This is a genomic window from Paramagnetospirillum magneticum AMB-1, assembly GCF_000009985.1.
In the GTDB taxonomy this organism is placed as follows: domain Bacteria; phylum Pseudomonadota; class Alphaproteobacteria; order Rhodospirillales; family Magnetospirillaceae; genus Phaeospirillum; species Phaeospirillum magneticum.
In genome coordinates this window covers 336,474-362,892 of record NC_007626.1, presented here as the reverse complement: position 1 = coordinate 362,892, position 26,419 = coordinate 336,474, and the positions used below count along the sequence as shown (strand labels likewise).

At 67.1% G+C, this 26,419-nt stretch carries 24 protein-coding genes; 14 read left to right on the top strand and 10 right to left on the bottom strand.

Annotated features, from left to right (window positions below):
- Positions 1-17 precede the first annotated feature (17 nt).
- Together AMB_RS01635 and AMB_RS01630 are read left to right on the top strand one after the other, a co-directional pair.
- Positions 18-1,163 (top strand): protein-glutamate methylesterase/protein-glutamine glutaminase, encoded by a 1,146-nt coding sequence (locus AMB_RS01635; protein WP_011382770.1) that lies wholly within the window; start codon positions 18-20, stop codon positions 1,161-1,163.
- A 4-nt stretch (positions 1,164-1,167) separates the two neighbouring features.
- Positions 1,168-2,004, top strand: coding sequence for a CheR family methyltransferase (locus AMB_RS01630; RefSeq protein ID WP_011382769.1), 837 nt, complete (start codon positions 1,168-1,170; stop codon positions 2,002-2,004).
- A gap of 209 nt (positions 2,005-2,213) precedes the next feature.
- Here AMB_RS01630 and rpmB read toward each other — a convergent pair whose 3' ends face one another.
- The 6 genes from rpmB to AMB_RS01600 all read right to left on the bottom strand — a co-directional run bounded on the left by rpmB (position 2,214) and on the right by AMB_RS01600 (position 7,240).
- Entirely contained in the window at positions 2,214-2,519 is a 306-nt protein-coding gene (rpmB, locus tag AMB_RS01625) for a 50S ribosomal protein L28 (protein ID WP_043743157.1), read from the bottom strand.
- A gap of 168 nt (positions 2,520-2,687) precedes the next feature.
- A complete protein-coding gene (locus AMB_RS01620) occupies positions 2,688-3,281 on the bottom strand; it encodes a hypothetical protein (protein WP_011382766.1) in 594 nt (197 codons plus the stop codon).
- Between the two features lie 61 nt (positions 3,282-3,342).
- On the bottom strand, positions 3,343-4,251 hold the full coding sequence (locus AMB_RS01615; protein WP_011382765.1) for an Hsp33 family molecular chaperone HslO: 909 nt from the start codon (positions 4,249-4,251) through the stop codon (positions 3,343-3,345).
- Entirely contained in the window at positions 4,239-5,156 is a 918-nt protein-coding gene (gene argF / locus AMB_RS01610) for an ornithine carbamoyltransferase (RefSeq protein ID WP_011382764.1), read from the bottom strand. Before argF ends, AMB_RS01615 begins: the two co-directional genes overlap by 13 nt.
- A complete protein-coding gene (locus tag AMB_RS01605) occupies positions 5,153-6,322 on the bottom strand; it encodes an aspartate aminotransferase family protein (protein WP_011382763.1) in 1,170 nt (389 codons plus the stop codon). Before AMB_RS01605 ends, argF begins: the two co-directional genes overlap by 4 nt.
- 153 nt (positions 6,323-6,475) lie before the next feature.
- Positions 6,476-7,240 (bottom strand): class I SAM-dependent methyltransferase, encoded by a 765-nt coding sequence (locus AMB_RS01600; protein WP_043743152.1) that lies wholly within the window; start codon positions 7,238-7,240, stop codon positions 6,476-6,478.
- Positions 7,241-7,329: 89 nt separating this feature from the next.
- Between AMB_RS01600 and AMB_RS01595 the strand changes: the two genes are divergently transcribed.
- On the top strand, positions 7,330-8,106 hold the full coding sequence (locus AMB_RS01595; RefSeq protein WP_197531970.1) for a helix-turn-helix transcriptional regulator: 777 nt from the start codon (positions 7,330-7,332) through the stop codon (positions 8,104-8,106).
- Here AMB_RS01595 and AMB_RS01590 read toward each other — a convergent pair.
- Entirely contained in the window at positions 8,103-8,915 is an 813-nt protein-coding gene (locus tag AMB_RS01590) for an ABC transporter permease (RefSeq protein ID WP_043743149.1), read from the bottom strand. The two genes, AMB_RS01595 and AMB_RS01590, sit on opposite strands and share 4 nt — an antisense overlap.
- Positions 8,916-8,930: 15 nt before the next feature.
- Between AMB_RS01590 and AMB_RS01585 the strand changes: the two genes are divergently transcribed.
- Entirely contained in the window at positions 8,931-9,479 is a 549-nt protein-coding gene (locus tag AMB_RS01585; RefSeq protein WP_043743147.1) for a regulatory protein RecX, read from the top strand.
- On the opposite strand, the gene AMB_RS01580 is transcribed toward AMB_RS01585, so the two are convergent.
- Positions 9,471-10,751 carry a mechanosensitive ion channel domain-containing protein gene (locus AMB_RS01580; RefSeq protein ID WP_011382758.1) on the bottom strand — a complete coding sequence of 427 codons (1,281 nt, stop codon included), beginning with the start codon at positions 10,749-10,751 and terminating at the stop codon, positions 9,471-9,473. The genes AMB_RS01585 and AMB_RS01580 overlap by 9 nt on opposite strands.
- Before the next feature lie 28 nt (positions 10,752-10,779).
- Here AMB_RS01580 and arsC point away from each other — a divergent pair, with 28 nt between their 5' ends.
- The gene (arsC, locus tag AMB_RS01575) at positions 10,780-11,127 is read left to right on the top strand and encodes an arsenate reductase (glutaredoxin) (RefSeq protein WP_043743145.1); all 348 of its coding nucleotides are present in this window, start codon (positions 10,780-10,782) and stop codon (positions 11,125-11,127) included.
- Between the two features lie 204 nt (positions 11,128-11,331).
- Here the strand turns inward: arsC and AMB_RS01570 are convergent, their stop codons facing one another.
- Positions 11,332-13,329 carry a protein meaA gene (locus AMB_RS01570; RefSeq protein WP_011382757.1) on the bottom strand — a complete coding sequence of 666 codons (1,998 nt, stop codon included), beginning with the start codon at positions 13,327-13,329 and terminating at the stop codon, positions 11,332-11,334.
- A 215-nt stretch (positions 13,330-13,544) separates the two neighbouring features.
- Between AMB_RS01570 and ccrA the strand changes: the two genes are divergently transcribed.
- The 9 genes from ccrA to AMB_RS01525 all read left to right on the top strand — a co-directional run bounded on the left by ccrA (position 13,545) and on the right by AMB_RS01525 (position 24,892).
- A complete protein-coding gene (gene ccrA / locus AMB_RS01565) occupies positions 13,545-14,801 on the top strand; it encodes a crotonyl-CoA carboxylase/reductase (RefSeq protein WP_011382756.1) in 1,257 nt (418 codons plus the stop codon).
- A 74-nt stretch (positions 14,802-14,875) separates the two neighbouring features.
- Complete coding sequence (locus tag AMB_RS01560) at positions 14,876-16,537, top strand: acyl-CoA dehydrogenase family protein (protein ID WP_011382755.1); 1,662 nt, start codon at positions 14,876-14,878, stop codon at positions 16,535-16,537.
- Between the two features lie 207 nt (positions 16,538-16,744).
- Positions 16,745-17,338 carry a DUF6624 domain-containing protein gene (locus AMB_RS01555; protein ID WP_011382754.1) on the top strand — a complete coding sequence of 198 codons (594 nt, stop codon included), beginning with the start codon at positions 16,745-16,747 and terminating at the stop codon, positions 17,336-17,338.
- A 104-nt stretch (positions 17,339-17,442) separates the two neighbouring features.
- Positions 17,443-18,441: a hypothetical protein gene (locus AMB_RS01550; RefSeq protein WP_043743139.1), complete on the top strand. Its 999-nt coding sequence runs from the start codon at positions 17,443-17,445 to the stop codon at positions 18,439-18,441.
- 74 nt (positions 18,442-18,515) lie between these two features.
- On the top strand, positions 18,516-20,078 hold the full coding sequence (gene gpmI / locus AMB_RS01545) for a 2,3-bisphosphoglycerate-independent phosphoglycerate mutase (protein ID WP_011382752.1): 1,563 nt from the start codon (positions 18,516-18,518) through the stop codon (positions 20,076-20,078).
- A 70-nt stretch (positions 20,079-20,148) separates the two neighbouring features.
- On the top strand, positions 20,149-21,582 hold the full coding sequence (locus AMB_RS26685; protein WP_148207249.1) for a murein hydrolase activator EnvC family protein: 1,434 nt from the start codon (positions 20,149-20,151) through the stop codon (positions 21,580-21,582).
- Positions 21,579-22,928 (top strand): S41 family peptidase, encoded by a 1,350-nt coding sequence (locus tag AMB_RS01535; RefSeq protein WP_011382750.1) that lies wholly within the window; start codon positions 21,579-21,581, stop codon positions 22,926-22,928. Before AMB_RS26685 ends, AMB_RS01535 begins: the two co-directional genes overlap by 4 nt.
- Before the next feature lie 21 nt (positions 22,929-22,949).
- A complete protein-coding gene (locus AMB_RS01530; protein ID WP_011382749.1) occupies positions 22,950-24,389 on the top strand; it encodes a divergent polysaccharide deacetylase family protein in 1,440 nt (479 codons plus the stop codon).
- Entirely contained in the window at positions 24,386-24,892 is a 507-nt protein-coding gene (locus tag AMB_RS01525) for an RNA pyrophosphohydrolase (protein ID WP_011382748.1), read from the top strand. The genes AMB_RS01530 and AMB_RS01525 overlap by 4 nt, the downstream gene beginning before the upstream one ends.
- Positions 24,893-24,907: 15 nt before the next feature.
- On the opposite strand, the gene AMB_RS01520 is transcribed toward AMB_RS01525, so the two are convergent.
- Positions 24,908-26,365, bottom strand: a complete 1,458-nt coding sequence (locus tag AMB_RS01520; RefSeq protein WP_043743136.1) for a M48 family metalloprotease — start codon at positions 26,363-26,365, stop codon at positions 24,908-24,910.
- Positions 26,366-26,419 lie beyond the last annotated feature (54 nt).

Genomic DNA, 26,419 nt, shown 5'->3' with positions numbered 1-26,419 from the left:
TTCGGTGATTTAAACGCATGGCCATCGATTCCCCTTCTCCGGCAACCGACTCCATCCGGGTCATGCTGGTCGACGATTCCGCAGTGGTCCGCGGTCTCGTCACCCGCATCCTGGAAGGCGAGGCCGGTATCCAGGTGGTCGCCTCGGTCGGCAATGGCCAGATGGCGCTCGCCTCCCTGGAGCGCAACGAGATCGACGTGGTCATCCTCGACATCGAGATGCCGGTCATGGATGGTCTGACGGCTTTGCCCAAGCTGCTGCAGATCGACCCCGGCCTCAAGGTCATCATGCAGTCGACCCTGACGCTCAAGGGGGCCGACGTCTCGTTGCGCGCCATGCAGATGGGAGCCGCCGACTACATCCCCAAGCCCACCTCCACCCGCGATCTGGCGGGCGGCGTGGACTTCAAGTCGGAACTGGTGACCAAGATCCGTGCCCTGGGTCAGGCCCGCCGCGCCGGTGCCCGTCCGGCCCGCCCCGGCGGCCCGCCGGCAACCCGGCCGGTGATCGCATCGACGTCACCGCGCACGCCGGTCCCCATTCATCCGCCCGGCCCGCTCCAGTTGCGCAGCAACACGCCGGAGCCACCGGACATCATCGCCATCGGCTCGTCCACGGGCGGTCCTCAGGCCCTGTTCACCGTGTTGGGGACCATGAAGGCCGGCACCGTCCGCCAGCCCATCGTCATCACCCAGCACATGCCCGCCACCTTCACCACCATCCTGGCCGAGCACATCGGCCGCGTTTCGGGCTGGGAAGCCCGCGAGGCCCAGGACGGCGAGGCCATCCGCGGCGGCCGCGTCTATATCGCGCCGGGCGACTTCCACATGGTGGTGGAAACCAAGGGTACGGACAAGGTGCTGCGATTGAACAAGAATCCTCCTGAAAACTTCTGCCGTCCGGCCGTCGATCCCATGCTGCGGTCCATTGCCGCCGCCTATGGCAAGCGCGTGCTGGCCTGTATCCTGACCGGTATGGGCGCCGATGGCATGAAGGGTGGTCAGGCGGTGGTCGCCTCCGGCGGTACGGTTATCGCCCAGGATGAGGCCTCCTCGGTTGTGTGGGGCATGCCGGGGGCAGCGGCGACGGCGGGCATCTGCTCGGCCGTCCTGCCGCTGCCGGAAATCGCTCCTTGGATCATGAAACTGGCGGCGAGGCGCTAAACCCATGCGGCCCGAAGATTTCGATTTCGTCGCCAAGTTGCTCAAGGACCGGTCCGGTCTGGTCATTACGCGCGACAAGGCCTATCTGCTGGAAAGCCGGCTCACCCCCGTGGCGCGCAAGCGTGGCCTCAAGGGCCTGGAGGATCTGGTTTCCGGTCTGCGGACCGCTGGCGAGGATCTGCTGCGCGAAGTCACCGAGGCGATGACGACCAACGAGTCGTTCTTCTTCCGTGACATCAAGCCGTTCGACCAGTTCAAGAATGTGGTTCTGCCCCATCTGCTGGCGACCCGCGCCGCCAAGAAGTCGTTCCGCATCTGGTCGGCGGCGTCGAGCTCGGGCCAGGAAGCCTATACCCTGGCCATGGTGCTGAAGGAAGAAGGCGCCAAGCTGGCCGGCTGGAAGATCGAGATCGTCGGCACCGACATCTCCACCGAGATGCTGGAAAAGGCCAAGGCCGGCCTTTACTCCCAGTTCGAGGTGCAACGCGGCCTGCCCATCCAACTGCTGGTCAAGTACTTCAAGAAGACCGCCGAGATGTGGCAGATCGACCCGGCCATCCGCGGCATGGTCCAGTACCGCGAGTACAACCTGCTGCACGACCTGAAGCCCCTGGGCCAGTTCGACGTGGTGTTCTGCCGCAACGTGCTGATCTATTTCGACCAGCCCACCAAGACCCGCGTGCTCGACAACATGAGCCGGGTGATGCCCGATGACGGCTTCCTCTATCTCGGTGGCGCCGAGACGGTGCTGGGCATCTCGGACAAGTTCAAGCCCATCCCCGACCAGCGCGGCGTCTACTCCACCACCCGCGCCCCGGCCGGCATCGGCACCACCAAGTAGTCTTCCGTCCCTTCGGACGGCGCAAAGCCCCTTCCGGAACACCGGGAGGGGCTTTTTCGTATCGCTCATCGGCGGGCTGCCGCCTACACCCGCCTGGGGCGATGCCCCAGCCCCCTTTTTATTCGATCAACGAATATGAAGCGCGCCGGAAACACCAAAAGGGCCCGCGGTTGCCCACGGACCCTTTCAGGAAACTTCGACGCGAGGCTTTAGGCCGCGACGGCGTCCTGCTTGGACGCCAGAGCGCGCTCGATGCGCTTCTTCAGGCGACGGGCCTCGGCGCTCAGCTTGGTGCTGGCGATGGACAGCAGGTAGGAGTCGATGCCGCCATTGTGCTCGATGGTCTTCAGACCATTGGTCGAGATGCGCAGGCGCACCGCATGACCCAGGGCGTCGGACAGCAGCGAGGCTTCCTGGAGGTTGGGCAGGAACCGACGCCGAGTCTTGTTGTTGGCGTGGCTGACGTTGTTGCCGGTCAAAACGCCCTTGCCGGTGATGGCGCAGCGACGTGCCATGGTAAAATCCTCGCTTCAAGTCGTTCGCCGGATCGCCGGTTCGGCCAGTCGCCGGGGCTATCCGTGGAAAATTGGCCCGATCCTTCGATCGGAGGAAGCCGCGTTTTTAAGGTGGCGAACGCCCCCCGTCAAGCCCGGAATCTGATTCGATCCAATTCGTTATGGACTCTACCTCACCCAACGGCCGAGATAGCCCTGAATCAGTTGGGCCATCTGCTGGTCGATGTCTTTCACCAGGCTTTCGCTGATGTCGTAGAGCACGCGATCGCGTTCGTTCAGGGTGATGCCCTCGGCCACGGTGCGCGACCGCGACGCCTGGGCCATGGTCTCGCCCTGGATCATGCCGCGCTGGTCGAGAATCTGGATCGCCACGCTGAGGGCGGCCTCGTAGCGCAGTTCCTGCTCCTTCTTGAAGGCGCCGGAAATGCCCTTGTCGATGGCCAGGGGCACCTCGACCACCTTGGCGTCCTTGATGACCACGCGAGCGGTGCCGGTACGGCCCACCGGCTTTAGGCGATCCTGGGCCCAACGCTGGGCGGCGCCCTCGGGCGATACGGGCATCAGGTGCTCGATATGGGGGGCGCGGCCGGTGGCCACGAACTCCGAGACGATCTCCAACTGCCCCACGTCCAGCTGGAAGGGCCGCAGGTTGGCGAAGCTGATTTCGGGCAGCTTCTGCATGGGCGGCTTGGCGTTCTGGCAGGCGCTGGCCGTGAGTGCGGCGACAACGGCCACCACGAGGCGGAAATGCCGAGCGATCATCGGGGGAATCCTCTTGGCTTGCAAACAGGTGGGCTCAATATCGGCGTGACATCCCGAGCCGTCAAGACGACTGCAGCTCGGTCAGCCGGAAGACATGGTCGGTGCGGCAGAACTCGCAGGTCACCACGATCTGACCCTGCTCGTCGGCCACCTGGGCCACCTCGCCGGGGGGCAGGGAGCGCAAGGTCGCCTCCACCCGATCGCGGGAGCAGCGGCAGCGGGCGCGCATCTCCTTGGCCTCGAACACCTGAAGCTGCTCGGCATGGTACAGGCGATACAGCAACTGCTCGGACGACAGAGCGGGATCGACCATCTCCTCGCCCTTGACGCTGGCCAGCAGAATCTCGGCCCGACGCCAAGTTTCCTCGGCCTCGTCGGCCACCAGGATGGGGGCACTGCCGGTCCCGGCCGGCATGCGCTGGATCATCAGCGCCGTCGCCGCCCAACCCTGTCCGCCCGACGGCGGGCGCACCATGGCCTCGATGGCGGTGTCCAGCTGTTCCGATTGCTTGAAATAGGCGCGGGCGCAATCTTCCAGGGTGGCGCCCGCCAGTTCGACAATACCCTGGTAGCGGTCGGTGTCCGGCCCCTGGTCCACGGTGAAGGCGAGGTAGCCCTTGCCCAGCATGGCGGGAACCGAAGCTCGTCCGCCCGGCGGCACCTGACCCAGGCGGGCGGCGTCGAAGCGGGCGTGGGCGCGCAAATCGCCGCCGCTGGTCACATCGGCCACCAGCAGCGAGACCGGGCCGTCGCCCTGGGCCTGCAAGGTGAAGATGCCGTCGAACTTCATGGAGGTGGCCAGCACGGCGGCCAGCGCCATGGTGTCGGCCAGCAGGGCCGCCACCGGCTCAGGATAGCCGTGCTGATCATCGAGAACCGTGTCCAGCGCGGTCCCAAGCCGGGCCAGGCGGCCACGCACGGCGCCCCCCATCACCGAGAAGGGCAGGACGGAATCGGTCAAGCCAGGCACCAGGTCAGGATTCCCTTCTGCACATGCATGCGGTTTTCCGCCTCGTCCCACACCACCGACTGGATTCCGTCCATGACGGGGTCGGTCACCTCCTCGCCGCGATGGGCGGGCAGGCAATGCATGAACAGGGCGTCGGGAGCCGCCTTGGCCATCAGGGCTTCGTTGACCTGATAGGGCTCCAGCAACTCGTGGCGGTTGGAATCCTGGCAGCCCATGGACACCCAGGTATCGGTCAGCACCAGATGGGCGCCGGCCACCGCCTCGGCGGGATGGGTGGTCAGCACCACGCTGGCGCCCTTGGCCCGCGCCCAGTCCACCGCGGCGCGCGACGGCATCAGGCTGTCGGGGCAGGCCAAGCGGATCTCGCAGCCGAAATGGCCGGCGGCGTGAATCCAGCTGGCGGCCACGTTGTTGCCGTCGCCGACCCAGGCCACCACCTTGCCCTTGAGCGAGCCGCGATGCTCCTCGAAGGTCATGACGTCGGCCATCACCTGGCAGGGATGGGACTGATCGGTCAGGCCGTTGATCACCGGCACGTCGGCATACTTGGCCAGCTCGGTGAGCTTTTCCGGCAGATTGGTGCGGATCATCACCGCGTCGACGAAGCGCGACAGCACCCGGGCGGTATCGGCGATGGTCTCGCCGCGGCCGAGCTGGGTATCGCCCGCCGCCAGCATGATGACGTCGCCGCCCAGCTGCTTCATGCCCACCTCGAAGGACACGCGGGTCCGCGTCGAGGGCTTCTCGAAGATCATGGCCAGCATCTTGCCGGCCAGGGGGGCCTTGGGCCCCTTGCCCTGCTTGTAGGCCAGGCCGAGATCGAGGATATGGCGCAGCGTCGCCGTATCAAATCCATCCAGGTCGAGAAAGTGGCGCGGGGCGCCGGATGCATTGACAGAGTTCATTTCACCTCGTCGAAGGCGCGGGCCAGGATGCCCACCGCTTCGTCCACTTGGGCGTCATTGATGATCAGGGGCGGCAGCAGCCGCACGATATTGTCGCCGGCGCCCACGGTCAGCAGGCCACCCTCGGCCAGACGGGCCACCATCTCGGTATTGGGCATGCGGGGCTTGATGCCCAGCATCAGGCCGAGGCCGCGCACCTCCTCGACCACGCCGGGGAAGCGGGCGGCGGTATCCTCGACCTTTGACCGCAACAGGGCGGCCATGGCCTGGACATGCTCCAGGAAGCCGGGCTCGGCCATGATGTCCAGCACTTCCCCGGCCACCGCCATGGCCAGCGGATTGCCGCCGAAGGTCGAGCCGTGAGTGCCGGGCACCATGCCCGAGGCGGCCTTGGTGGTGGCCAGGCAGGCGCCCACCGGGAAGCCGCCGCCCAGACCCTTGGCCACGCCCATGATGTCGGGGGCGATGCCCGCCTGCTCGTGAGCAAACAGGGTGCCGGTACGGCCCATGCCGGTCTGCACCTCGTCGAAGATCAGCAGCAGGCCGAACTCATCGGCGGTGGCGCGCAGGCGCCGCAGGTAATCGGGGTCGCCGGGAACGATGCCGCCCTCGCCCTGGACCGGCTCCACCAGGATGGCGGCGGTCTCCTCGGTGATGGAGGCGCGCAAGGCGTTGAGATTGCCGTAGGGCACATGGTCGAAACCATCCACAGCCGGAGCGAAGCCCTCCAGATGCTTCTTCTGCCCGCCCGCCGCCACGGTGGCCAGGGTGCGACCGTGAAAGGCGCCCTCGGCGCAGATGATGCGATAGCGCTGGGGATTGCCGGCGGCGAAGTGATGGCGCCGGGCCATCTTGATGCTGCATTCCAACGCCTCGGCGCCGGAATTGCAGAAGAACACCGTGTCGGCGAAGCTGCGCTCGACCAGCTTGGCGGCCACACTCTCCTGGCCCGCCACCCGGTACAGATTGGAGGTGTGCCAGACCTTGGCGGCTTGCGCGGTCAGCGCCTTGACCAGACGGGGATGGCAGTGGCCCAGGGCATTGACCGCCACGCCGGCGGCGAAGTCGAGATAGCGCCGGCCATCAGCCGTGAACAGATAAGCGCCTTCGCCCCGCTCGAAAGCGAGGTCGGCACGCGCATAGGTCGGCATCACCACTGGAAACACAAGCGCTCTCCCGAGAATGCCCGGCGGCCTCGCGAAAGCGAGCGAAACCGCCGATGCGCTCATGGAAAGCGGCAGAATATCGGTCGGAAAACCTTAAATGTCAACCGGAAGGGCGTGAATTCGCCATTTCAGCCCATCACGACTCGCGTTTTCTCACCCCTCGGCTGCCATCAGCATGGTGTCGAGGGTAAAGCTGCCGTCGGCCTCCATCTCGAAATGCCGGACAATTTCGGCCCCCGCACGACCCTGCAGGGAGCGGATCGCCTGGACATGAACCTCCGGCGTGTTCATCCGCCGAATCCATGACGAAAACTCCAGACGCAGCCGGAACCGGGAGGTGGTCACCGGGCCGAACCCCGCCACGGCCAGCATCTTTCGCCACTCCTCGACGGAATAGTTGCGCACATGGGAGGGATCGCGCAGCAGTTCCAGGGATTGCAACCAGGTATCCAACAGCGCCGATCCCGGCGTCACCACATCCATGATCACCGCCAACCCTCCCGGCTTCAGCACGCGCCGGGCTTCCCGCAGGCCGGTGGCGACGTCGTGCCAGTGATGGGCGCTATGGCGGGTGACCACCAGATCGAAGGCGGCATCGGGGCAGGGAAGAGTCTCGGCCGAGCCCCGGCGGACATCCAGATTGCCGAGCCCCCGGCGGGCGGCCTCGGCGCGGGCCGTCTCCACCATGGCCTCGGACAGGTCATAGGCGACAACCTTACGCACCCGAGGAGCCAGGAGAAAGGAGACGTGGCCGCCGCCACAGCCCAGGTCCAGAGCCAGTGCCTCCGGGCGGTCACCGATGATGCCGGCCAGTTGGTCCAGATCCTCGCCCCGGGCGTGAACCGCACTGGCGAGATAGGCCTGAGACTGGGGGCTGAATTGGTCGCTGACAACGGCATCGTGGGATCGTCTTTGCATGTCCACCTCCTCGGATCATCGGGACGGACAGCTTGGATCGGCTAATACACTGGTACAATATGGCGGTTTATCCTAGTATATTCGCCACCATGCTTCCCGTTGACCCCCGCCGCGCCCTGGGCGCTTTCCTCAGAAGCCACCGCGAGCGGCTGCCGCCGCCACCCCTGGCCCTCGGCCGCCGGCGCACGCCCGGCTGGCGACGGGAGGAGCTTGCCGAGGCCTGTGGCGTCAGCCTGACCTGGATCACCTGGCTCGAGCAGGGACGCGACGTCTCGGCATCGCCCCATGCCCTGGCGCGATTGGCGGAAGCGCTGCATCTGGCTCCCGCCGAGCGGGGCTATCTGTTTGAACTGGCGGGCCGCCGCGATCCCGTGTCGCCGGTGGCCAGCGACGACGGCATACCGCCGGCGGTGTTGGCGCTGCCCGGGCACATGAACGTCCCCGCCTATCTGCTCGACCGGACCTGGACGGCGCGGGCCTGGAATTCCGCCGCATCCCGGCTTTTCACCGGCTGGCTTGACGGCGACCACGACCGGAACCTGCTGCGCTTCATCTTCCTCTCGCCCGCGGCCCCACGCCTGATCGCCGATTGGGATCAGCGCGCCCACCGGGTGGTGGCCGAGTTCCGCGCCGATTTCAGCCGCCGCCTGCGCGATCCCGCGCTGCAGGCGCTTGTGGAAAGCCTGGCCGCCCAGTCGCAGGCGTTCCGGACACTTTGGCACGAGCAGGCCGTTCTGGACCGCGAGGGCGGCGAGCGCAGTTTCCTAAATCCGGCCCGCCGGTTCCATCAATCCACCCTCATCCTTGCGGCCAATGCGGACATCAAGCTGGTCAGCCTGGTCCCCATGGACGGGGAAGAGTTCTAGCTTTTCAGCTTGTACCCGGTATCGAGCATGCGCCAGGTGATCAGCAGCAGAACCAGATCGGCGACCGCCATGGCCGCCACCCCCACCGCCACCGAGCCGTCGCTGACGCCGATGAAGCCCGCCCGGAAGCCGTCGATCATGTAGAAGAACGGATTGACCAGGGCGATGGCGTGGAAGGTCTGGGGCAGGCGCTCGATGGAGTAGAAAGTCCCCGACAGGAAGGACAGCGGCGTCACGATGAAATTGGTCACCGCCGCCATGTGGTCGAACTTGTCGGCCCAGATGCCGCCCATCATGCCCAGCAGCGACAGCATCAGCGACCCCATCACGGCGTGATAGGCGATCAGCGCCGGATTGTGCACCGGCATGGGCACGAACAGCGCCATGGAACAGCCGACGGCGATGCCCACCGCCACGCCGCGGGCCACGCCGCCCAGGGCCACCGCCGCCGTCTGCTCGGCCCCGGTCAGCGGCGGCATCAGCATGTCGACGATATTGCCCTGGACCTTGGCGATGATGATGGAGGACGAGGTATTGGCGAAGGCGTTCTGGACGATGGCCATCATGATTAGGCCGGGCGCCAGGAACTGGACGAAAGGCACGCCCTTGACCTGGGCCGCCACCGGTCCCAGCGCCAGGGCGAACACCGAGAGGAACAGCAAGGTGGTGACCACCGGGGCGACGATGGTCTGGAAATAGACCTTGAGAAAGCGCCGCACCTCCTTCATCAGAAGGGTCCAGGTGCCCAGCCAGTTGACCGCTCCATAGGACCGGGGAACGGGCGGAAGGATGTCGACGTCGTCTCTCATGCTACACTCGCTTCCATGACTGCCCCCACCCCCAAGACCCTTGGGCGCCCCCCGTCCAGGATCACGCCATCTTACCTCGAGAATGCAGCGCTGCATTATCTCGAACGCTATTCCTCGTCCAGGGCCAATCTGCGCCGGGTGCTCATGCGCAAGGTTGACCGTTCCCTGGCCCATTGGGGCGGCGAGCGCGAGGACGCCATCCCCCTGGTCGAGGCGGCGATCGCCAAACTGGCCGGTCTCGGCTATCTGGACGATTCCGCCTATGCCGAGATCAAGGTGCGGGGCTTGCGGCGCAAGGGCGCCAGCGCCCGGCTGATTTCCGCCACCCTGGCCGCCAAGGGCATCGAGGCCGACACCGCCGCCGCCGCCCTGGCGGAGCAGGAGCCCGATTCCGAACTGGCCGCCGCCTTCACCCTGGCGCGGCGGCGCCGCCTCGGCCCCTTTCGCCCCGCCGACAAGCGGGCCGAGTTCCGGGCCAAGGACCTGGCCACCCTGGGCCGCGCCGGCTTCTCCTGGGAGATCGCCCGCGCGGTGGTCGAAGCCGAGGCGCCGCCGTCAGTGTGACACGACCTTCTGGGCCTGGGGCGAGCTCATGGCGATGCCCGCCGCGTCGAAGCGCTGCTTCAGGCGGCGGTTGAACTCGCGGATCAGGGTGACCCGGTCGCCCGGCGTGGTCTTGATCCGCACCCGCAGCACCACCGAGGCGGCATCGAAGCGTTCGACGCCCTGCACCTCGACGGGATCGATCATCATGGCGCCCCAACCGGCCTCGGCCCGCATCTCGGCTCCCAGATCGGTGATCACCGCCGCCGCCTTGTCGGTCTCCACCTCATAGGCCACCGGAATGTCCATGGCGGCATAATTGAAGCCGCGGCTGGAATTGACCACGGTGGAGACGGCGCCGAACGGCACGGTGTGCAAGGCGCCGTTGCCGTCGCGGATCTTGATGGCGCGGATGGAGATGGCCTCCACCGTCCCCACATGCTCGCCCACCTTGACCGCGTCACCCACCGCCATGGTGTCCTCGAACAGCACGAAGGCGCCGGTGATGATGTCCTGGACCAGCTTTTGCGACCCGAAGCCGATGGCGATGCCCAGCACACCGGCGCCGGCCAGCAGCGGAGCGATGTTGACGCCGATTTCCGACAGGACGATCAGTCCCACCGAGATCACCAGCATGATGAAGGCGGCGTTGCGCACCAGGGGCAGCAGGGTCCGCACCCGGCCCGAGCGCTGCAGCTGGTTGCCGTCGGAATCGGTGGCGGACAGATAGCGTTCGATGGCGGCCCGCAGGACCTCCCAGAACACCACGGCCAGGGCCAGCACCAGGACGATATTGATCAGGCCGGAGAGGATGCGCCGCCCCCATTCCGATCCCACCACTGCCAGCACATTGTAGACGCCCAGCGACTGGACCACCATCAGGCCGACCGCCGTGCCCAGGCCGCCCAGCAGGATGCGGCGCAGCCAGCCCAGGCGCTGGCGGATGCGCAGGCGCTGCTCGTCGGACAGCCGCCGCCCGGCGAAACGGTGCCAGGCGCCCCGCGACAGCCGGTCGGCGCCGAACGCCACCGCCAGGGTCAGGACGACGATGACCGCCGTGTGTCCCCACTGGTCGCGCCCCGAATGGTCGACCATCTTCTGCACCATCACGTCGGCGGCCTTGTCGCCGATGGCGTTGATCTGGCCGGGCAGTTCCGGGACGGCGGCGGGCAACGCCGGGGGAGGCGCCGGTGGGGCGGCCGTCTGGGCCAGGGCGCCGCCGCCCAGGGAGACCAGCAACAACACGGTGGCGAACAGGCGCCGCAAGACGCCATTATGGGCAACAGCACTCATCGTCTTTAACCGCTCCGAGGATCGAGGCATGTCCGGTCAGGTCACCATCTATCACAACCCGCGCTGCGGCAAGTCGCGCGATACGCTGAAGCTGATCGAGGATAAGGGCATCAGCCCGACCATCGTGGACTATCTGAAGGAACCGCCCTCGGCCGCCGAGTTGGCCCGCATCCTGGGACTGCTGGGCAAGCGCCCGGCCGAGATCCTGCGCAAGAAGGAAGCCGCCGAGGCCGGCGTCGACCCGTCCAGCCTGGACGATTCCGCCCTGATCGCGGCCATGGTCGCCAATCCCATGGTCATCGAGCGCCCCATCGTGGTCACGGCGACCAAGGCGGCGCTGGGCCGCCCACCGGAAAGCGTGCTGGCGATTCTGTAAGGGCGGCCTTCACGCAAACGCAACCCTCCGCCCCTTGGCGGCAAAGTTGGAATCGGTATAGATTGCCGGAAGAGCAGTCTCCTCCTCGTCAGGGAAGACGGCTTTTGGCGAGGGGGCCGGCCATTTTTCCCCGGATGGCCCCCTCGCCTTTTATTTATGGGATGCGCGAAGGGACGAGTCCCTTCGCACCTTGCCCTTCGTCCCTCACGCCGCCTTGGGCGAAGCATCCAGCAGGGCGACGATGTCGCCCATGATGGCGGTGATGTCGTAATCCTTGGGCGTGTAGATGCGGGCACAGCCGGCGGCCAGCAGCACCTTCTCGTCCTCGGGCGGAATGATGCCGCCCGCCACCACGGGAATGTCCGATAGACCGGCGGCCTTCATGCGCTCCAGCACCTCGGTGACCAGCGGCACGTGGCTGCCCGACAGGATGGACAGGCCCACCACGTGGACGCCTTCTTCCAGGGCGGCGTTGACGATCTGGGCCGGGGTCAGGCGAATCCCCTCGTAGACCACCTCCATGCCGGCATCGCGGGCCCGCACGGCGATCTGCTCGGCGCCGTTGGAATGGCCGTCCAGGCCGGGCTTGCCCACCAGGATCTTGACCCGGCGGCCCAGCTTGGCCGAAACCGCCTCGACCTTGGCGCGCACGGCGCCCATCTTCTCGCCCTTAACCTCGGCGGCGGCGCGGGCCACGCCGGTGGGAGCGCGGTATTCGCCGAACACGTCGCGCAGGCACTGGGCCCATTCGCCGGTGGTGACGCCGGCATGGGCGGCGGCGATGGAGGGCTCCATCACATTGCGGCCTTCGTTCGCCGCCGAGCGCAGTTCGGCCAGGGCCTTGTCCACCGCCTTGGCGTCGCGGGCCGCGCGGAAGGCCTTGAGGCGCTCGATCTGCTCGGCCTCGGCCTTGGGATCGACGGTCATGATGGAGCCTTCGCCGGTGGTCAGCGGGCTGGGCTCGGTCTCGGTCCACTTGTTGACGCCGACCACGATCTGCTCGCCGGTCTCGATGGCGCCGATGCGGCGCGCATTGGATTCCACCAGCTTCTGCTTCATATAGCTGGATTCCACCGCCGAGACGGCGCCGCCCATGGCGTCGATGCGCGCCAGTTCCTCGCGGGCGCCCTCCTTGAGGGCCTCCACCTTGCGGGTGATCTCGTGCGAGCCGTCGAAGATGTCGCCGAACTCAAGCAGGTCGGTCTCGTAGGCCATGATCTGCTGCAGGCGCAGCGACCATTGCTGGTCCCACGGACGGGGAAGCCCCAGGGCCTCGTTCCAGGCGGGAAGCTGCACGGCGCGGGCGCGGGCGTTCTTGGACAGCACCACCGCCAGCATCTCCATGACGATGCGGTAGACGTTGTTCTCCGGCTGCTGCTCGGTCAGCCCCAGGGAATTGACCTGGACGCCGTAGCGGAAGCGCCGGGCCTTCTCGTCCTTGACGCCATAGCGGCCGACACAGATCTCGTCCCACAGCTCGGTGAAGGCGCGCATCTTGCACAGCTCGGTCACGAAGCGGATGCCGGCATTGACGAAGAAGCTGATGCGGCTGACCACCTGCTCGAAATCGGCGGCGGGCACCGTGGGGCGCACGGTGTCGAGCACGGCCACGGCGGTGGCCAGGGCGTAGGCCAATTCCTGCTCCGGCGTCGCACCGGCTTCCTGCAGGTGATAGGAGCAGACATTCATGGGGTTCCACTTGGGAACCTCGCGATAGGTGAAGGCGATCACGTCGCCGGTCAGCTTCAGCGAGGGCTGCGGCGCGAAGATATAGGTGCCGCGCGACAGGTATTCCTTGATGACGTCGTTCTGGGTGGTGCCGTTCAGCACCGAACGGTTGGCTCCCTGGCGCTCGGCCGCGGCGATGTACAGCGACAGCAGCCAGGCCGCCGGGGCGTTGATGGTCATGGAGGTATTCATCTTTTCGAGCGGAATGCCCTCGAAAAGCGTCATCATGTCGCCCAGGTGACAGACGGGAACGCCCACTTTGCCCACTTCGCCCTTGGCCAGGACGTGGTCGCTGTCATAGCCGGTCTGGGTCGGCAGGTCGAAGGCGATGGACAGGCCGGTCTGACCCTTGGTCAGGTTGGTCCGGTACAGCTTGTTGGATTCGGCCGCTGAGGAATGGCCTGAATAGGTGCGGAACAGCCAGGGCTTCTCACGCGATGGGGCGGCGGCTTCGCGGGCGGTCTTGTCGGTCATCGGGCGCTCCAGACTGAATCCATTCAAAAAAATGCAACTTTGTCAGGGCTTAGGGGTCGCAGGCGACCTAAAATTTCCCATTTCCCCGACTTCGCGAAACAAACTATCATTTTGTGCATTGCGAAGAAAGCGACAAAACGCTAAAAGGCGGTGTACCGAGCGCCGAGGCCGGCCGCGTCGGAGAAGTGTCGTCCAGAGGGTCAAGGAGTTCTAGGATGAGCGAGCAGGTGGTCAAGGATCTCTACGAACTGGGTGAGATTCCGCCGATCGGACACGTGCCGAAGCAGATGTACGCCTGGGCCATCCGGCGCGAGCGTCACGGCAACCCCGACTCCGCCATGCAGGTGGAGGTGGTCGACACCCCCGACATCGATCCGCATGAAGTGCTGATCATGGTGATGGCCGCCGGCGTCAACTACAACGGCGTCTGGGCCTGCCTGGGCAAGCCCATCTCGCCCTTCGACTATCACAAGGCCGATTACCACATCGCCGGTTCCGACGCCTCGGGCATCATCTACAAGGTGGGCTCCAAGGTGAAGCGCTGGAAGGTCGGCGACGAGGTGGTGGTTCACTGCAACCAGACCGACGGCGACGACGAGGAGTGCAACGGCGGCGACCCGATGAACTCCGCCACCCAGCGCATCTGGGGCTACGAGACCCCCGACGGCTCCTTCGCCCAGTTCTGCCGCGTGCAGGCGCAGCAGGTCATGCAGCGCCCCAAGCACCTGACCTGGGAAGAAAGCGCCTGCTACACCCTGACGCTGGCGACCGCCTACCGCATGCTGTTCGGCCATCGCCCGCATGTGCTGCGTCCCGGCCACAACGTCCTGGTGTGGGGCGCCGCTGGCGGCCTGGGCTCCATGGCCATCCAGCTGATCGCCGTCTCGGGCGGCAACGCCATCGGCGTGGTGTCCGAGGAAGACAAGCGTGAGTTCGTCCTGGGCCTGGGCGCCAAGGGCGTGATCAACCGCAAGGACTTCGATTGCTGGGGCCAGCTGCCCGACGTGGACGGCGATCCCAAGGTCTTCGGCGACTACATGAAGAAGACCCGCGAGTTCGGCAAGGCCATCTGGGACATCACCGGCAAGGGCAACGACGTCGACTTCGTGTTCGAGCATCCCGGCGAGTCCACCTTCCCGGTGTCGTGCAACGTGGTCAAGCGCGGCGGCATGGTGGTGTTCTGCGCCGGCACCACCGGCTACAACCTGACCTTCGACGCCCGCTTCGTGTGGATGCGCCAGAAGCGTATCCAGGGCAGCCACTTCGCCAACCTGCTGCAGGCCTCCCAGGCCAACCAGCTGGTCATCGAGCGCCGCATCGACCCCTGCATGTCCGAGGTCTATGCCTGGAACGACATCCCGCATGCCCACATGCAGATGCTGAAGAACCTGCACAAGCCCGGCAACATGGCGGTGCTGGTCCAGGCCCACAAGCCCGGCCGCTACACCGTCGAAGACTGCATCGAAGGCTGAGCCTTGAGTGAAAACCCTCTCCCGGCGCCGGGAGAGGGTTTTTTTCATTTCCAATCGTCTTTAAGGACGCCGCCATGACCGCCATCCTGCTCCCCGATCTGATCCCCACCTGCGAGTCCGCAATTGCCGTGGTCGACACGTTGCGGCTGGCGGCCAAGGCCAATGTCACCGCCATGGTGAGCAAGGACGGCAAGGTCAACGGCGCCCTGTTCGACGCCAACCAGACCGCCGCCCACGGCTATGCCTGGCTGGCCACCTATGTGGCGGCGCTGCAGCAGATGCTGGGCTGGGCCAAGCGCCTGGAGGCCGAGGGCAAGCTGGGCGAGCTGGAGACCCTGATGCTTCAGGCGGCCTTCGGCGAATACTGCGCCCAGATCTATGGCGGCATCCCCATGAGCCAGGGCGAGATCGTCCGTCTGGCCGATCTGGGCCTGGATTCGCCCACCATCCACAAGCTCTCCTGCAAGGAGATCAACGTGCTGCGCCGCCAGGGCTGCACGGCGGCGGTGCGCAGCCGCATCGCCGAGCTGATCAAGGATGGCCACCATTTCGGCGAGCCCGGCCTGGAAGACGAGACCCTGATCCTCATCCGCGACCAGTTCCGCAGCTTCGCCGAGAACGAGGTCATCCCCCATGCCCATGAATGGCACCTCAAGGACGAGCTGATTCCCATCGAGGTGGTCAATCACGTGGCCGAGATGGGCGTGTTCGGCCTGACCCTGCCCGAGGAATACGGCGGGCTGGGCCTGGGTAAGATGTCCATGTGCGTGGTCACCGAGGAGCTGTCGCGCGGCTATATCGGCGTCGGCTCGCTGGGCACCCGCTCCGAGATCGCCGGCGAGCTGATCCGCCTCGGCGGCACCGAGGAGCAGAAGCAGGAATGGCTGCCCAAGATCGCCTCGGGCGAGATTCTGCCCACCGCCGTGTTCACCGAGCCCAATACCGGCTCGGATCTGGGCTCGCTCCGCACCCGTGCGGTGAAGCAGGGTGACGAATATGTGGTCACCGGCAACAAGACCTGGATCACCCACGCGGCGCGCACCGACGTGATGACCCTGCTGGTCCGCACCAATCCCGACACCAAGGATTGGAAGGGCCTGTCCATGATGATCGCGCCCAAGCCGCGCGGCACCGAAGCCAACCCCTTCCCGGCCGAAGGCATGACCGGCGGCGAGATCAAGGTTCTCGGCTATCGCGGCATGAAGGAATACGAGCTGGGCTTCGACGGCTTCAAGGTCCCGGCAGCCAACCTGCTGGGCGGCGTCGAGGGCCAGGGCTTCAAGCAGCTGATGGAGACCTTCGAATCGGCGCGCATCCAGACCGCCGCCCGCGCCGTGGGCGTCGCTCAGTGCGCCATGGAAGTGGGCCTGAAGTATGCCAACGAGCGCGTCCAGTTCGGCAAGCCCATCTATGAGTTCCCCCGCGTCGGCGGCAAGATCGCCTGGATGGCGGTGGAGACCATGATCGCCCGCCAGCTCACCTATTTCTCGGCCCGCGAGAAGGACGAGGGCCACCGCTGCGACATCGAGGCCGGCATGGCCAAGCTGCTGGCCGCCCGCGTCGCCTGGGCCAATGCCGACAACGCGCTGCAGGTCCATGGCGGCAACGGCTATGCCGAGGAATACCCCATCTCGCGCATCCTCTGTGATGCCCGCATCCTCAACATCTTCGAGGGTGCCGCCGAGATCCAGGCCCAGGTCATCGCCCGCGGCCTGCTGTCGGGCGCCCGGGATTAATACCAGTCTCGATCCGAGACTGGTTAGGCCCAAGGGGCCGCGCGGCTTATGCCGCGGGAGCCAAGGGCGCTCGCGCCCACCCGGCGATTGAGGGGCAAAATTAACCGGGCGGAGCATACGCTCCGCCCGGTAATTTGTTGATCTGCGCACATAAATCGAATATCTGCCTGGGCAAGCGATTGGTCTTACCTATCAGGAGCGCCGCCTTTGGCCGGACATTTCCGCCACCGCTTGCTGGCGTTGAAGGACGCCGAGCAGGCGTTGCGCCTTGAACTGCTGCAATCGGGAGAGCCGGTGGGCGGCTATCCCGCCCGGCTGCGCCAGTTGCACGAATCCAATGCCCGCGAGCTGGAACTGATCGTCGACGACGAGGGCTGGCCCACCGTCGACGCCGCCGCCGCCGATGGCGCCGAGGCCGCCTGGCTGGTGGCCATGCACGCCGTGTCGCGCCCCAGCTTCATGCGCCGCTGCCTCGGCCTGCTCAATTCCGCCGCCAACCGCGACGAAGTGCCAAAGCGCCACGCCGCCATGCTGGACGACCGCATCCGGGCGCTGGAAGGCCGTCTCCAGAAATACGGCACCCAGCTGGACTGGCGGAACGGCCGTCTCTCGCCCCTGCCCATCGAGGATGAAGCCGAGGTCGACATCCGCCGCGCCGCCGCCGGTCTGGCGCCTCTGGCCGAAACCATCGCCACGGCGCGGGACGCCGCCCAATCCGACGGAGCGCCGCCGCCGGAGGAATGGGAGGCGTCCAGTTCGGTGCTCGAAGCCCTGGCCCGCGAAGTGGGCTGGCGGGAATAGGGGGGAAGGATGCGAAGGGATTCATCCCTTCGCGCATCCCTGATCCTTGCCCCCACCACCTTCGCCATGTTCTATGGTGCGACGCAACAGCAGGTGGTCCAGGCATGTACAGCGACGACGATCTTGACGCGGCCAGCGCCGCCGGCATCCTGACGCCCGAGACGGCAACGGCGTTCCGGGACTTTGTCGCCGGGCGGCAGACCGCCCATGAGGCCGACGAGGAGAGCGTCCGCCTGGTCACCAGCTTCAACGACATCTTCGTCACCATCGCCGCCATCCTGCTGCTGTCGGCGCTGGGCTGGCTGGCGGGCAAGGCCGCCCCGGTGCTGGGCGGCGCCTCGGTGGCCGTCGCCGCCTGGACTTTCGCCGAGTACTTTACTCGCAAGCGCCGCATGGCCCTGCCCAGTCTGGCCCTGCTGCTGGCCTTCGTCTGGGGCGTCTTTTCCGCGGGCCTGAGCGTGGTCGGGGTAGATGACTTCGCCCGGGGCGGCTATGGCGTCGCCGCCGCCGCCGCCATCGCCGCCTTGGCCGCCTGGGCGCATTGGCGTCGCTTCATGGTTCCCATCACCATCGCCGCCGGAGCCGTGACCGGAGCCGGAGCCCTGCTGGCCCTGGGCCTCGCCCTGGTCCCGGCGCTGCGCGATTACTTCCTGCCGCTGATCTTCGCTGCCGGCCTGGCGCTGTTCGCCCTGGCGCTGCTCTGGGATGCCGGCGACCTCGCCCGCAAGACCCGGCGGTCGGACGTGGCGTTCTGGCTGCATCTGGCCGCCGCGCCCATGATCGTCCATCCGGTCTTCTCCCTGCTGGGCGCCGGGGGCGCCACCATCGCCGGCGCCGTCGGCGCGGTGGCCATCTATGCCGTGCTGGCCCTGGTGGCCCTGGCGGTGGACCGCCGCGCCCTGCTGGTCTCGGCTCTGGCCTATGTGCTTTACGCCGCCACCACCCTGTTCGAGGCGGCGGGTTCGTCGACCGCGGCTTTCGCGCTGACCGCCCTGGTGATCGGCTCGGTCCTGCTCAGCCTGTCGGCCTTCTGGCACCACGCGAGACGGCTGGTCCTGGCGCCGCTGCCGGCGGCGCTGCGCCAAAGGCTGCCCAACGCCTAGAACTGGCGGAAATGCCTGAATGGGGATAAGGTGCGGGCCAGAACCGTCCCTCGTCACCACAGGCTCCAAAGACCATGTCCAGCGCCTCCCCCCGCCGCCCCCGTCCCGTCGTTCTGTGCATCCTGGACGGCTGGGGCTGGCGTGACGACTCCGCCGACAACGCCATCGCCCAGGCGGAGACTCCCAACTGGGACCGCTTCCTGGCCAGCTACCCCCATTCGCTGCTGCAGTCGTCCGGCTTGCAGGTGGGGCTGCCCGACGGCCAGATGGGCAATTCCGAGGTGGGCCACATGAATCTGGGCGCCGGCCGGGTGGTGATGCAGGACCTGCCGCGCATCGACGCCGCCGTGGCAGACGGCTCCCTGGCCGCCAATCCCGAGCTGGCCAAGGCCATCGCCGCGGTCAAGGCCAGGGGCGGCGCCATGCACCTGATGGGGCTGCTGAGCCCCGGCGGCGTGCATTCCCACCAGGATCATCTGGCAGCCCTGGCGCGGACCATCGCCGATGCGGGGGTCAAGGTTCAGGTCCACGCCTTCCTCGACGGCCGCGACACGCCGCCCAGCAGCGCCAAGGGCTTCATGGAGCGCTTCCTGGCCGCCGTGAAGGGCCATGACGTGGCCGTCGCCACCGTCTCGGGCCGCTATTACGCTATGGACCGCGACAAGCGCTGGGACCGGGTCTCGCTGGCCTGGAACGCCCTGGTGGAAGCCAAGGGCGTGGCCGGGGCCGATCCCTTGGCCGCCATCGCCGCCTCCTATGCCGAGGCCAAGACCGACGAGTTCATGCTGCCCGCCGTGATCGGCGCCTATCAGGGCATGCGCGATGGCGACGGCCTGCTGATGGGCAATTTCCGCGCCGACCGGGCGCGCGAGATCCTCGATTGCCTGGTCAATCCCGCCTTCGACGGCTTTGCCCGCGCCCGTCAGGTGGCCTTTGCCGCCCGCCTGGGGCTGACCGAGTATTCCAAGGATCTGAATGCCTTCCTCGGCACCCTGTTCGGGCCGGAAACCCTGGACAACATCCTGGGCGAGGTGCTGAGCAACGCCGGCCTCAAGCAATTGCGCATCGCCGAGACCGAGAAGTACGCCCACGTCACTTTCTTCTTCAACGGCGGGCGCGAGACGGTGTTCCCGGGCGAGGAGCGCATCCTGGTCCCCAGCCCCAAGGTCGCCACCTACGACCTGCAGCCCGAGATGAGCGCCGCCGAGGTCACCGACAAGCTGGTCGCCGCCATCGAAAGCGGCGTCTTCGACGTGGTGGTGGTCAACTACGCCAATGGCGACATGGTCGGCCATACCGGCTTCCTCAAGGCCGCCATCGTCGCCGCGCAGACGGTGGATGCCTGCCTGGGCAGGCTGGAGGCCGCAATCGCCAAGGCCGGCGGCACCATGCTGGTCACCGCCGACCACGGCAATGCCGAGCAGATGAAGGACCCCACCACCGGCGAGCCCCACACCGCCCACACCACCGGCCCGGTCCCGGCCGTGCTGGTCGCTCCGCCCGCCGGCATCGAAGGAATCGGCGACGGCCGGCTGGCCGACGTGGCGCCCACGCTGCTGGCCCTGCTGGGGCTGGCCCAACCGGCCGAAATGAGCGGGCAGTCCCTGCTCCGCCCGACCCTCCGTGCGGCCGGTTAGGGGGGCCCTCCTCGCGACGGCGCTGCTCCTTCTGGGAGCGGCGCCCGCTTCAGCAACCTGGGACCGCCCGGTGGATGCGGGTGAACGCCTGCGGGAACTGGAAGGCCAGTTGGAGCGCTCACGCGCCGAGCACGAGGATGTGCGGCGCAAGGCCGAGGAATTGTCCGCCGAGACGGCGCGCCTGCGCACCGACATGGTCAAGGCCGCCGGCAAGGCCCAGGAGAGCGAGGAATTGCTCTCGGAACTGGAAGCCCAGTTCGACGACCTGAGAAAGCGCGAGATCAGCCGCTCAGAGGCCCTCGACCGGCGTTCGCGCCAGATGGTCGGCGTGCTGACCGCGCTCCAGCGCCTGGCCTGGCGGCCCACCGAGGCGCTGCTGGCCCAGCCGCAGAGCCCGGCCGACACCGTCCGCTCGGCCATTCTGCTGCGTGCCGCCGTGCCCCAGATCGAGCAGTCGGCCCGCGACCTGCGCGTCGAGATCGACGGCGTCGCCAAGCTGCGCACCGAAATCGGCGAACAGCGTCGGTTGATCGCCAGCACCACCGCCCAGCTCGAGCGCGAACACGTCCGCATCAAGGACATGTTCGAACGCAAATTCCAGGTTCAGAACGCCACCGAGCAGGAGCGCCGCTCGCTGGAGGCCCGCCTCCAGGACCTGGGCGCCCAGGCCGAGGATCTGCGCGATCTGCTGTCGCGCCTGGACCAGGAGCGCGAGCGCCGTCTGGCCGAGGCCGCCGCCAAGGCCGCCGCCGAGAAAACCGCCCGCGAGGCCGAAGCCATGGCGCGGCGCCTCGCCCGCGAGGCTGAACTGGCCGCCCAACGCGCAGCCCGCGACGCAGAACTGGCGGCGCAGAAGGCGGCAAGCCAAGCCGTCGCCGAAGCCAAGGCCCGCGACGAAGCGGCCAGCAAGGCCGCCCAGCAGGCCGCCGCCGAGGCCAGGGTCCGCGAGGACACCGCCGCCCGCCTCGCCCAGGAAGCGGAACTGAAGGCTCAGGCGGAAGCCAAAGAGAAGCAGCTGGCCGCCGAAAAGGCCACCCATGACGCCGAACTGGCATCCCGCGAAGCCGCCGCCAGCCGCCCTGTGAAGAACGACAAGCCCTTCAGCCAGGCCCAGGGCCGCCTGCCCTTCCCCGCCCGTGGCCGGGTGGTCGAGACCTATGGCCAGCCCAACGACGTGGGACAGGTGTCCAAGGGCATCACCATCAACACCCGCAAGGCGGCTCAGGTCATCGCCCCCTATGATGGGCACGTGGCTTTTGCTGGCCCGTTCAGGGGTTACGGCCTTCTCTTGATCATCGAACACAGCGAGGGCTATCATACGCTGCTGGCGGGAATGGCGCAGATCGACTGCACCGTCGGCCAGAAGCTGTTGACGGGCGAACCCGTTGGCGTCATGGGGCAGGACGACAGCAAGCCCAACCTTTACGTGGAGCTGCGCCGCAATGGCCAGCCGGTCAACCCGTTGCCTTGGCTCATGGCACAAAAAAGTAAGGCTAGTGGATGATTCGCAAGATTCTGATCGCGGCGGGGACCTTCGCCCTGCTGTCGACGACCGCTCTCACCCCCGTTTCCGCCGCCGAGCGCAAGGAAACCTACAAGCTGTTGGACCTGTTCGGCGAAGTGCTGGAAAAGGTGCGCAGCGAGTATGTGGAACCCGTCAATGACGAGGATCTGATCGAGGCGGCGCTGAACGGCATGCTGGCCTCACTGGACCCGCATTCCAGCTACCTCAATCCCAAGAACTCCAAGGACATGGACATCCAAACCCGCGGCGAGTTCGGCGGGCTGGGCCTGGAAGTGACCATGGAGAACGGCTGGGTCAAGGTGGTCTCGCCCATCGACGATACCCCGGCCTACCGTGCCGGCATGCAACCCGGCGATTTCATCACCCACCTGGATGGCGAACAGGTTCAGGGGCTGTCGCTGTCCGAGGCGGTGGATCGCATGCGCGGCACCGTCAACACCGACATCAAGCTGACCGTGCGCCGCGGCGGGGTGGAACAGCCCTTCGACATCAAGCTGACCCGCGCCGTCATCAAGGTCCAGACAGTGAAGGGCCAGCTGCATGGCGATATCGGCTATATCCGCATCTCGCAGTTCAGCGCCACCACCCACGCCGATCTGGTACGCATCATGACCCAGTTGAAGAAGGATATCGGCAAGACGCCGACCGGCTTCGTCATCGATCTGCGCAACAATCCCGGCGGCCTGCTCGACCAGGCTGTGGCGGTGTCCGACGACTTCCTGGACAAGGGCGAGATCGTCTCGACCCGGTCGCGCCGTCCCGAGGACACCCAGCGCTTCAACGCCCGGCCCGGCGACATCGCCGACGGCCTGCCGCTGGTGGTGCTGATCAACGACGGCTCGGCCTCGGCCTCGGAGATCGTCGCCGGCGCCCTGCAGGACCACAAGCGCGCCGTGCTGCTGGGCACCCGCTCGTTCGGCAAGGGCTCGGTCCAGACCCTGATGCCGCTGCACGGCCACGGTTCGCTGCGCCTGACCACGGCGCGGTATTACACGCCGTCGGGCCGGTCGATTCAGGCGGTGGGCATCGAGCCCGATATCAAGGCGGCCCAGTCCAAGGTGGAGCCGGTGGCCGGCGCGGCGGTGGAGCGCCGCTCGGAAGCCAGCTTGCGCAAGGCCCTGCCCAATCCCAACGGCGACAAGGCCAAGCCCGCCGAGAAGGACAAGGCCGCCCCCGAATCCAAGGCCCCCGACGCCCCGGCCGAGGGTGGCAAGGCCGAGGCCCCCACCCCCATCAAGCTGGGCGATCCGGCCCAGGACTACCAGCTTGCCCGGGCGCTGGACCTGCTGCGCGGCCTGTCGTTATACCGCCCGGCCCAGCGTTAAGCGGGGCTTGGGCACCACGTCATGGCCGCTGATACCCACTTCGATCTCGAGGAACTGGACGAGGACCAGATCCCCGAGATCGTCGTCGAGGAGATCAAACCCGAACGAAAGCCGCTGAACCTCAAGCCGATCCTGATCGGCTTGGGAATTCTGCTGGCCGGCGGCGGTCTGGGTGCCGTGGCCTATCTGTTCACCGCCTTCGATACCCGCGACATGATCGGCATGATGGATGTGGGCGAGAACCCGCCCAAGCTGTCCTTCGAACTGCCCGGCCGTGGCGAGCCGCCCAAGCCGGGTGCCGGCGGCGGATTGCTGACCCCTCCCATGGCTCCGGGTGCGGCGCCGCCGGGGGGCGAGATGCTGAAGGCGCTGCCCGACGACACGCCGTCCCCCGATTCCCTGCCGCCCGCCCTGCCACCTGCCGAGGCGGCCCCCGGGAGCAAACCGGAGGCCAAGCCGGACGCCAAGGTCGCGGCGCTGCCGCCCGATGGGAAAGTGACGCTGCCGCCCGGGGGCGATTACGTGGCCGAGCCGGAATCGCCGGTCTCCAAGGCCTTCGCCCCCAAGCCGCCGCCGGCGGTGGATTCCTCGGGCATGCCCACCCAGCCCAATCCGCGCAGCGCCGAAAAGCCTCCCAGCTACGAGGGCCTGCCGGCCCACAAGGGCGAAGTGAAGGCCCTGCCTCCCGCTCCCAACAAGGAGATGCAAAAGCGCACGGCCATCGGCGACCTGCCGGTGCCGTCGCCCGACGGCAAGCAGCCGTGGCAGGTCTACGCCCGGCCGTGGTCCGGCCCCGCCGACCGCGGCAAGGTGGCGGTGGTGGTGATGGACATGGGGCTGGACAAGGCTGCCACCGAAGCCGCCATCGCCAAGCTGCCGCCCGAGGTGACCCTGGCCTTCAGCCCCTATGCGCAGGGCCTGGATAAATGGGTGAAGAAGGCCCGTGATTACGGCCATGAAGTGATGATGGTGCTGCCCGCCGATGCCAGCGGCGCCCAGCCCCGCGATCCCGGCCCACTGGGCATGACCAATTCCGTGCCGCCGGAAAGCAATCTGGCCCGCCTGGAAGGGGTGATGGCCCGTGGCGGCGCCTATACCGGCCTGATTTCGCTGGGCGACAAATTCGCCGCCTCGGAACAGATCGTCCAGACCCTGGGCAAGCTGCGCGACCACGGATTGCTCTATGTGGGTCCGGGCGCCGCCCCCGCCGACCGCACCCCCGCCCTGGCCCCGGTGACGGCGGTCGCCGATGCCGACCTGTTCCGCGAAGCCATCGAAATGCGCTTCAACCAGGTGTCCATCGCGGCGCGGACCAAGGGCAAGGCCCTGGTGGTGATCAATCCCCGCCCGCTGTCCTTCGACCGGCTGCTGCCCTGGCTCAACGATTTCGACGGCCAGAAGCTGGTGATCGTCCCGGTCTCCACCCTGGTCCAACCCCCACCCGCCCCGGGAAAGTCATGAGCAAGAAGCATAAGACGCCGCTGCCCTACGACCAGCGCCCCTATCGCCCCGGCATCGGGCTGGTGCTGCTCAACGCCCAGGGGCTGGCCTTCGTCGCCCAGCGGATCGACACCCCCGGCAACGCCTGGCAGTTCCCCCAGGGTGGCATCGACGAGGGCGAGGACCCGCGCGACACCGCCCTGCGCGAGATGGAGGAGGAAATCGGCACCAACAAGGCCGAGATCATCGCCGAAAGCGCCGACTGGATTTCCTACGACCTGCCACCCGCCATCGCCGACAAAAGCTGGAAAGGACGCTTTCGCGGCCAGACCCAGAAGTGGTTCTGCGCCCGCTTCACCGGCACGGACGGCGACATCAACCTGGAGACCGAGCACCCGGAATTCGAAAGCTGGCGCTGGATGGCGCTGGACGAGGTTCCGGCGCTGATCATCCCGTTCAAGCGAGTGCTCTACGACAAGGTGGTCGCCGAGTTCCTGCCGCTGGCCCGCGCCATGGCCCGCTGACGTTCGGGATTGGCCTCAGATAACCATCTTCAGCTTCTGCCCCGGCTTGACGGTCTCGGTCTCGGCCAGTCCGTTCAGTACCCGGAAGCGCTCCACCTTGTGTTCCTCGTAGGGCATCTGCTCGGCCAGCTTTTCCACCGTGTCTCCGGCCTTGGCGGTGATGATCTTCAGGCGTAGCGGCTTCATGGCCGTTTTCTCCGCCTCGGTCAGCTTGCGCAAGCTGAGGCCCGAGGTCTTGAACTCCTGGGCATGGGCGGCGGTCAGGTTGGGCGGCGTGAGGTAGAGAAAGCGGTAGGTGGACTTGCCGTTCTTCACCGCCAGCAGGCGGGCATCCATAGCGCCCTTGTTGGTGTTGAGCCGGGCCAAGCCGGTGGCGGCGGCGAGGCCGTTGATCTCCAGCGCCTCGATGGAGGACAGCCGGGTTCCCTTGGCCCATTGGGTCTGGAGATAATTGGTCATGTCGCCATGGGCCTCGGCCCCCATGTCGAAGCGGATCGCCGAGCCGTCCTTGTGGACCGCCATCACCGCCTTGGGACCGTTGATCAGGCGGAAGCCGGCCGGCACCTCGTAGCGGATGCCCAGCCCGGCATGGGAGAACACCCGGCCGCGCACCACGCCCTCGTCGGGATCGTCGCCCACCAGTAGCCCTTCCACATGGGCAAGGTACTGGTCGCGCCCCATGGCGCCCTTGTGATCGGCTCCCTTGGCCAGATTGGCCGCATCCCTGACCCGGTCGAGGGTGCGGGGATGGCTGGCGAACAGCGAGGTCTCGTCCACCTCGTCGGGAGAGCGCCCGGCCAGCACCGCCTCCAGCCGCGCCTGGTCGCGCAGCTTGCCCAGGAAGGTGGTCATGCCGTCGGGATTCCAGCCGCTGACACTCATGTAGCGGATGCCCAGCTCGTCGGCCTCGCTTTCGTTCTCGCGGGAATAGCCCTGGATATAGGCGGCGGCGCCCAGCTGGGCGATGTCGCCCACCCCCGACACGCCGGTCACGGCGCCGACCACCGCGCCCAGCACGCCGGTGGCGATATTGGCGGCGATGGACTGGCTGTAGCGCTGGGCGGTGTGGCGTCCGGTGACATGGCCGATCTCGTGGCCGACCACGCCGGCCAGTTCCGCCTCGTCATCGGCCAGGGCCAGCAATCCCCGTGACACATAGACATATCCGCCCGGCAGGGCGAAGGCGTTGACGATGTTGCTGTTCAGCACCGTGAAGCGGAAGGGGGCGCCGGGCGTCTCGGTATTGCCGACCAGACGCTTGCCGATGCCGGCCACATAGGCCTGCATCTTGGGGTCGTCATACACGCCGCCATATTGCTTGAGAACGTCGGGATGGGCCTCGGCGCCCATCTTCTGCTCTTCCTCGGCCGACATGATGTTGAAGTTGCTCTTGCCCGTGCCCGGTGCCACCTGGCACGAGGTCAGCAGGGTCGAGGCCAGCAGGGCGGCAAGCAGGGTGGAGGCACGGCGCATGGTTCCCTCGGGCGGATGAAAAACCGGAGGGGAATGATACGACGTCCAGGAGCA

Bases quoted from the DNA above. Each gene is read 5' to 3' on its own strand.
- AMB_RS01635 (WP_011382770.1), top strand. From the start codon at position 18: ATGGCCATCGATTCCCCTTCTCCGGCAACCGACTCCATCCGGGTCATG.
- AMB_RS01630 (WP_011382769.1), top strand. From the start codon at position 1,168: ATGCGGCCCGAAGATTTCGATTTCGTCGCCAAGTTGCTCAAGGACCGG.
- rpmB (WP_043743157.1), bottom strand. From the start codon at position 2,519: ATGGCACGTCGCTGCGCCATCACCGGCAAGGGCGTTTTGACCGGCAAC.
- AMB_RS01620 (WP_011382766.1), bottom strand. From the start codon at position 3,281: ATGATCGCTCGGCATTTCCGCCTCGTGGTGGCCGTTGTCGCCGCACTC.
- argF (WP_011382764.1), bottom strand. From the start codon at position 5,156: ATGAACTCTGTCAATGCATCCGGCGCCCCGCGCCACTTTCTCGACCTG.
- AMB_RS01600 (WP_043743152.1), bottom strand. From the start codon at position 7,240: ATGCAAAGACGATCCCACGATGCCGTTGTCAGCGACCAATTCAGCCCC.
- AMB_RS01595 (WP_197531970.1), top strand. From the start codon at position 7,330: ATGCTTCCCGTTGACCCCCGCCGCGCCCTGGGCGCTTTCCTCAGAAGC.
- AMB_RS01590 (WP_043743149.1), bottom strand. From the start codon at position 8,915: ATGAGAGACGACGTCGACATCCTTCCGCCCGTTCCCCGGTCCTATGGA.
- AMB_RS01585 (WP_043743147.1), top strand. From the start codon at position 8,931: ATGACTGCCCCCACCCCCAAGACCCTTGGGCGCCCCCCGTCCAGGATC.
- AMB_RS01580 (WP_011382758.1), bottom strand. From the start codon at position 10,751: ATGAGTGCTGTTGCCCATAATGGCGTCTTGCGGCGCCTGTTCGCCACC.
- arsC (WP_043743145.1), top strand. From the start codon at position 10,780: ATGTCCGGTCAGGTCACCATCTATCACAACCCGCGCTGCGGCAAGTCG.
- AMB_RS01570 (WP_011382757.1), bottom strand. From the start codon at position 13,329: ATGACCGACAAGACCGCCCGCGAAGCCGCCGCCCCATCGCGTGAGAAG.
- ccrA (WP_011382756.1), top strand. From the start codon at position 13,545: ATGAGCGAGCAGGTGGTCAAGGATCTCTACGAACTGGGTGAGATTCCG.
- AMB_RS01560 (WP_011382755.1), top strand. From the start codon at position 14,876: ATGACCGCCATCCTGCTCCCCGATCTGATCCCCACCTGCGAGTCCGCA.
- AMB_RS01550 (WP_043743139.1), top strand. From the start codon at position 17,443: ATGTACAGCGACGACGATCTTGACGCGGCCAGCGCCGCCGGCATCCTG.
- gpmI (WP_011382752.1), top strand. From the start codon at position 18,516: ATGTCCAGCGCCTCCCCCCGCCGCCCCCGTCCCGTCGTTCTGTGCATC.
- AMB_RS01535 (WP_011382750.1), top strand. From the start codon at position 21,579: ATGATTCGCAAGATTCTGATCGCGGCGGGGACCTTCGCCCTGCTGTCG.
- AMB_RS01530 (WP_011382749.1), top strand. From the start codon at position 22,950: ATGGCCGCTGATACCCACTTCGATCTCGAGGAACTGGACGAGGACCAG.
- AMB_RS01525 (WP_011382748.1), top strand. From the start codon at position 24,386: ATGAGCAAGAAGCATAAGACGCCGCTGCCCTACGACCAGCGCCCCTAT.
- AMB_RS01520 (WP_043743136.1), bottom strand. From the start codon at position 26,365: ATGCGCCGTGCCTCCACCCTGCTTGCCGCCCTGCTGGCCTCGACCCTG.